Consider the following 6,248-nt stretch of genomic DNA (forward strand, 5'->3'; position numbering starts at 1 on the left):
GGCCCGATGCGGGCCGCCCTCGACGAGGCCCGTGCGGCGCTCGCGTCCGGTGACGTGCCGATCGGCGCGGTCGTCCTGGATCCGGACGGTACGCCGGTGGGGCGCGGCCGCAACGTGCGCGAGGCCGACCACGACCCGACCGGGCACGCGGAGGTCGTCGCGCTTCGCGCCGCTGCCCGCGGCCGGGGCGAGTGGCGGCTCGAGGGCCACACCCTCGTCGTCACCCTCGAGCCGTGCACGATGTGCGCCGGGGCCGCCGTCCTGAGCCGGGTCGAGCGCGTCGTGTTCGGAGCCTGGGACCCCAAGGCCGGCGCCGTGGGCAGCCTCTGGGACGTGGTCCGCGACCGCCGGCTCAACCACCGCCCGGAGGTGGTCAGCGGCGTCCTGGCGGCGGAGTCGGCGGCGCTGCTGGAAGAGTTCTTCGCCGCGCAGCGCTGAGGTCCATTGAACCGATCTCGACGGCGGGTCAGTCCCCGCTGGGCTCCTCGTCCCCGGCGTGCTCGGTGCCGGGCTCGCCCTCCTCGGCCGTCTCGGGGGGACCTTCGGTGCCGGTCTCGGGCTCGTCGGTCGCGGTCATGATCGCGGCGATCTCCTGCTGGTCCCGCGCCGACGGGAACCCCCACCCGGGCTGGTAGCCGTAGACCTCGCCGAGCAGCCGGCCGTCGGAGAGGTTGTCGAGGATCTCGACGTCGTGCGGGCCGATCAGCCCCGGGTGCTCGACGCCGCAGGTCTCGGAGACCTTGAGCAGGTCGCGGCGCAGGGTGCGCACGTAGTTGGTGACGCGGGCGGCCTTCTCGAGCGGGTCGAGACCGTGGGCCAGCCACGGGTTCTGGGTGGCGACGCCGGTCGGGCACTCGCCGGTGTGGCACTTCTGCGCCTGGACGCACCCCACCGCGAGCATCGCCTCGCGTGCGACGTTGACGAGGTCGACCCCGAGGGCGAAGGCGACGATCGCGTTGTCGGGCAGCCCGAGCTTGCCGGAGCCGATGAACGTGACGTCCTCGTGCAGGCCGCGCCGGGCGAACTCGGCGTACACCCGCGCGAAGCCGAGGCGGAACGGCAGCGAGACCGCGTCGGTGAAGATCAGCGGCGAGGCGCCGGTCCCGCCCTCGCCGCCGTCGATGGTGACGAAGTCGACGCCCCGCACGCCCTTGGCCATCTCCTCGGTGAGGTCCTGCCAGAACCCGAGGTCGCCCACGGCCGACTTGATCCCCACCGGCAGCCCGGTCTCGGCGGCGAGGAGCTCGACGAAGTCGAGGAGCGAGTCGACGTCGTCGAACTCCGCGTGCCGGGACGGGCTGAGGCAGTCGACGCCCGCGGGCACGCCGCGGGTCTCGGCGATCTCCGCGGACACCTTGGGACCCGGCAGCACGCCGCCGAGGCCGGGCTTGGCGCCCTGGCTCAGCTTGATCTCCAGCGCCCGGATCGGCGCGGACTCCACCAGCTCCCGGAGCCGTGGCAGGCTGAACCTGCCGTCCTCGTCGCGGCAGCCGAAGTACGCCGTACCGATCTGGAAGATCAGGTCCGCCCCGTGCCGGTGGTAGCGCGAGACGGCGCCCTCGCCGGTGTTGTGCAGGCAGCGGGCCTCGGCCGCGCCCCGGTCGATCGCCTCGATCGCGTTGCCGGAGAGCGACCCGAAGCTCATCCCGGACACGTTGACCACCGACTCCGGGCGGAAGGCGTGCCGGCGGCCGCGCGGCCCACCGAGCACCTTCGCCGACGGCAGCCGGGCCTCCTGGCCCACGGCACCGTGGGTGGGGTAGGTGCGGCCGAACGTCCGGTGGTGGACGATCACGTTCCCCGAGCTGTGCTCGAGGTCGTTGTCGGTGCCGAACCCGAAGTAGTTGTTCTCCAGCTTCGCCGACGAGTAGACCCAGCGCCGCTGGTCCCGGCTGAACGGACGCTCCTCGTCGTTGCCCGCCACGATGTACTGCCGCAGCTCGGGCCCGAGGGCCTCGAGCCAGTAGCGCGCGTGCCCGACTACCGGGAAGTTGCGCAGGATCGCGTGGCGTCGCTGCAGCAGGTCGTGGGCGGCGACCGCCCCGAGGGCGGCGGCAGGGAGCGCGGCGAGCGTCGTCTTCCTCATGGCGGGGCCGGTACCCACGCCGGCCGCCGGGGACGCGAACCCGCCGACGACATCTTCCTCGGTGGCGGTCCGGGTCATGATGGACCCGTGAGACGTCAGCTGCCCCGTCGGCGCGACCTGGCTCCGCTGGTCCGGTTCCGTACGCCGGTCCTCTCGGCCAGACGTCGTCGCCTGCGCGACGCGCTCACGATCGAGGACCTGCGACGGGCGGCGCGGCGGCGTACCCCGCGAGCGGCCTTCGACTACACCGACGGCGCGGCCGACGCGGAGGTCTCGCTGGCGCGCGCCCGCCAGGCGTTCCAGGACGTGCAGTTCAACCCCGGCGTGCTCCGGGACGTCTCGTCCGTGGACACGTCCCGGGAGGTGCTGGGCCGCCGCATGGCTCTCCCCTTCGGGATCGCGCCGACCGGCTTCACGCGGCTGATGCATGCCGAGGGTGAGGTGGCCGGGGCGACGGCGGCCGCCGCCGCCGGCATCCCGTTCGCGCTCTCGACGATGGGGACCACCTCGATCGAGGACGTCGCCGCCGCCGCGCCGACCGGCCGGCACTGGTTCCAGCTGTACCTGTGGAAGGACCGCGAGCGCTCGATGGCGCTGGTGGAACGGGCGGCACGGGCGGGGTTCGACACGCTTCTCGTCACGGTCGACGTCCCGGTCGCGGGAGCCCGGCTGCGCGACGTCCGCAACGGGATGACGATCCCGCCGACGCTGACGCCGCGCACCGTGCTGGACGCGATCCCCAGGCCGCGGTGGTGGTTCGACCTGCTCACCACCGAGCCCCTGGCGTTCGCCTCCCTCGACTCCTGGTCGGGCACGGTGGCCGACCTGCTCGACACGATGTTCGACCCGACCGTGAGCTTCGCGGACCTCGGCTGGATCAAGGAGCAGTGGCCGGGGCGGCTCGTCGTGAAGGGCATCCAGACGGTCGAGGACGCGAGGCGGGTCGCCGACCTCGGTGCCGACGCGGTGCTCCTGTCCAACCATGGCGGCCGGCAGCTCGACCGAGCGCCGGTCCCGTTCCACCTCCTCCCCGAGGTCGTAGCCGCGGTCGGGGCCGACGTCGAGGTGCACCTCGACAGCGGGATCATGTCGGGCCAGGACGTCGTGGCGGCGGTGGCTCACGGAGCGCGGTTCACCCTGGTCGGACGTGCCTACCTGTACGGGCTGATGGCCGGCGGACGTGACGGCGTCGACCGCGCCATCGAGATCCTGCAGGGCCAGGTCGAGCGGACCATGCGGCTGCTCGGCGTACGGTCGCTGGACGAGCTCGAGCCCGGTCACGTCACCCAGCTGGTCCGGCTGGAGCCGCGCCGGCGGTGACCCGTGGTCGCGCATCGTCGTCGCGCCGGTGCGAACCGGTACGCCGCCGCCCGATGGATTTCGTCGCCGCCGACGCGCTCCGGTACTCTCTGCGGCGGTGGCGTGTCCGAGCGGCCTAAGGAGAACGCCTCGAAAGCGTTTGTGGGTGCAAGCCCACCGAGGGTTCAAATCCCTCCGCCACCGCCAGCGTGAATCAGCCTCTGACCTGCAAGAACTCCGGGTCAGAGGCTGATTCGTTTCGCGACCGTGCCAGATACGTGCCATTTGGGCTTGCGCGCGGGCGCGCGCGCTCGCGCGTAGGGACCCCCCAACAACTACCAACAAGTCGGTGCCGCGCCCACCGGCACGGACCAAGGGCTGCGTTCGTCGATACAGTGTGATGAGGTGCAGGCGTGGAGATGGACCTATCCGGCTGGAGCGTGATCAGTCCCGAGCCAGGCGGGCGCGATCAACGCAAGGCGTGGATGGCGGCACGGTCGGATGCAGCCCGGTCGGACCACTGGCTATGGAAGCCACGCACCCTTACCGACAACGGAACGGTTCCGGCGCTCAACGACGTCGCCGAGGTTGTCTCGTCCCGCATCGCTATGCGGATTGGCCTGCCATCAGCAGAGTGCCAATACGCGCTCTGGAAGGGGGAGCAAGGGGTCGTCTCCCGAAACGTCACCCCGTCGGGATACGACTTGCACGATGCTGAGACGTACCTCTCAGCGGTCGAGGGATATTCGCGCCGGTCTCCTCAGTTCGATGACGTGGGGAACCAACGTGGACGGCTCCGCTCCGACGTTGGTTACACGCTGGACGCCGTTGTGGAGGTACTGGACGGCCTGACCGGTCCGCCTGGGTGGGAGGAGATGACCGCCTACCAGGTGTTCGCTGGATTCCTGGTGCTAGATGCGTTGGTCGCGAACGGTGACCGACACCCGCGGAACTGGGCCGTGCTGGAGCGGCGCAGCGACGGCTGTCGCGCAATCGCACCGACGTTTGACCACGGAAGCTCGCTCGGCTCCGGTCTCTCGGACGAGAGGCGCGCCACGAGAGATCCGAGGGCGTTCTGTCGCGGCGGGTTCGCCAACCCGTTCACGTCGCGGCCGCTGTTGCTGGATCTCGCCCGCCGAGCTGTGAACGACGCCGCGGCGAGCTTCTGGTTTGAGCGAGTCGCTGATCTCGGTAGTGATGACTTCGACGCGGCCGTAACGGCGCCTTCCGGCAGACTGTCGGTGGTGGCGTCTACCTTCATTGGACAGGTACTCACCATCAACAGGGAAAGGTTGTGCGATGTTGACGACAGTCAAGACTGAGCGGTTGCTCGTCTCTCGCCAGGACCCTGACACACGTGGTTTCGTTCGCATCGGAGTGCTCACGATCGAGGGCGATGAGTACGTGTTCGACTACGACGCTGACGTTGCTCGACCGCTTCCCGGCCTACCCCTCGGCTCGCGGCATCGGAGTACGAGCCTGTTCCCGATCTTCGCGGAGCGAGTTATGCACCCGCATCGCCCGGACCGCGTCCAAACGCTGGAACAACTCGGTCTTGGCCCGGACGCCGGACCTTTCGAGGTCCTTGCCGTCTCCGGCGGACGCCGCACAGGGGACACCTACGAGCTCACGCCACTTCCGGAGGTCGGCGAGGTCTCGCTCCCATTCTTGGTGCATGGGATCCGTCACTTGACCCCCGCGGAGCGGGATCGCATCGACCTGCTCAAGGTGGGGCAACGCCTGGTCCTCGTCGCCGAACCCGAGAACGAGGCCAACGACCGCGCGCTCTTAGTGACTGACGATGGCGTCCGCCTCGGATACGTTCCGGACCCTCTCCTGGAGCATGTCCACCCGATCATCGAGGAGGACCACTCCTTGACTGTCGTGCGGGTGAACGAGGCTGAAGCGGGGCTTCACATGCGCTTGCTCGTCTTGCTCCGAGGCACCTACAAGGGCTGAGACCTCCGACCCCCGCCAGTTCCAGGTGCCCGAAGGTCTCAGCTCAGCGGTCGAGCCCCTTGTATGTCGGTGATAGATCCAACAACGAACGTCGGGGGCACGATCCGTTCACTAAGCCAATGCAGCGCACAGCGCCAATGCATCGTCGAGTGCGGCCCCATCGATCCCAAGAAAGTCGATGGCTGCTCGCCGACCGTGCTTGGTGACCAGGGTCGGTAGGTGCTCAAGCACAGCGGCGGGCACGAGGCGGATCGCCGCTGTCATCTCAACGATGAGCTCATCTGCTCGAGCCGTGACTGATTGCGCTGTACCGGAACTGTCTCGTTGGCCACGCCCGGGACCACGCTCGATGTGGACCAGCTCATGAGCCAAGGTTGAGCGCCGCTGGTTCGTCGTCATGCCAACCCGCAAACTGATGGCGTTGTCCGCAAACCGGGTAATACCGAGCGGACCGCCGGTGTGGTACAGCAGTTCAATGCCATCTAGTTCTCCCAGGTGCCGCCAAGGGCAATAGGCAGACAGACCATGCCCACGCACCGTCGCGGCAGCGGAGATAGGGGCTTGGAACTCGTCGGCGGTTGTCATTGGCGCGCCGCGCGTGTCCGTCTGGCTTGCCGGCGCTCCTCGACGCACCCCGTCGAGCGTGTTAGACGATCCCGCATGCAGCACCTCCAGCTCGATTCAGCCTCGCCGAACCTGATCACCCGTCACATGAGGTTGCGAGCAGCCTGCCGCGGTTGCGTCGGTGGTGGAAGGCTTTTCGTCGGCACCACACCCACCGGCCGTCCCCGCAGGGGTCGGCTCGTGATCCTGCGTGTCAGACTCCAGGTCGTGGAAGAGACGCTCGGTTGTCAATGGCCAAGTTGCGGTCCCCGCTGGTGGCCAACTGAAAGTCCCCACCCTT

Annotated in this window: 6 protein-coding genes and 1 tRNA gene; 5 read left to right on the top strand and 2 right to left on the bottom strand. The window is 69.3% G+C overall.

Features of this window, described 5'->3' with window-relative positions; translation table 11 throughout:
- Window positions 1–6: 6 nt before the first annotated feature.
- On the top strand, window positions 7–438 hold the full coding sequence (locus QMC84_RS21795; protein ID WP_300378659.1) for a nucleoside deaminase: 432 nt from the start codon (window positions 7–9) through the stop codon (window positions 436–438).
- Window positions 439–466: 28 nt separating this feature from the next.
- Here the strand turns inward: QMC84_RS21795 and QMC84_RS21800 are convergent, their stop codons facing one another.
- Window positions 467–2,164 carry an FMN-binding glutamate synthase family protein gene (locus QMC84_RS21800; protein ID WP_300378661.1) on the bottom strand — a complete coding sequence of 566 codons (1,698 nt, stop codon included), beginning with the start codon at window positions 2,162–2,164 and terminating at the stop codon, window positions 467–469.
- A 9-nt stretch (window positions 2,165–2,173) separates the two neighbouring features.
- On the opposite strand from QMC84_RS21800, the gene QMC84_RS21805 reads away from it, so the two are divergent.
- The 4 genes from QMC84_RS21805 to QMC84_RS21820 all read left to right on the top strand — a co-directional run bounded on the left by QMC84_RS21805 (window position 2,174) and on the right by QMC84_RS21820 (window position 5,344).
- A complete protein-coding gene (locus tag QMC84_RS21805) occupies window positions 2,174–3,406 on the top strand; it encodes an alpha-hydroxy acid oxidase (protein ID WP_300378663.1) in 1,233 nt (410 codons plus the stop codon).
- 96 nt (window positions 3,407–3,502) lie between these two features.
- Window positions 3,503–3,592: transfer RNA gene (locus QMC84_RS21810), tRNA-Ser, on the top strand.
- A gap of 212 nt (window positions 3,593–3,804) precedes the next feature.
- Window positions 3,805–4,707, top strand: coding sequence for a HipA domain-containing protein (locus QMC84_RS21815; RefSeq protein WP_300378673.1), 903 nt, complete (start codon window positions 3,805–3,807; stop codon window positions 4,705–4,707).
- On the top strand, window positions 4,685–5,344 hold the full coding sequence (locus QMC84_RS21820) for an HIRAN domain-containing protein (protein ID WP_300378665.1): 660 nt from the start codon (window positions 4,685–4,687) through the stop codon (window positions 5,342–5,344). The genes QMC84_RS21815 and QMC84_RS21820 overlap by 23 nt, the downstream gene beginning before the upstream one ends.
- Window positions 5,345–5,455: 111 nt before the next feature.
- Here the strand turns inward: QMC84_RS21820 and QMC84_RS21825 are convergent, their stop codons facing one another.
- The gene (locus QMC84_RS21825) at window positions 5,456–5,929 is read right to left on the bottom strand and encodes a hypothetical protein (RefSeq protein WP_300378667.1); all 474 of its coding nucleotides are present in this window, start codon (window positions 5,927–5,929) and stop codon (window positions 5,456–5,458) included.
- Between the last annotated feature and the right edge of the window lie 319 nt (window positions 5,930–6,248).

The organism is Nocardioides sp. (assembly GCF_030019515.1).
Lineage (GTDB): Bacteria > Actinomycetota > Actinomycetes > Propionibacteriales > Nocardioidaceae > Nocardioides.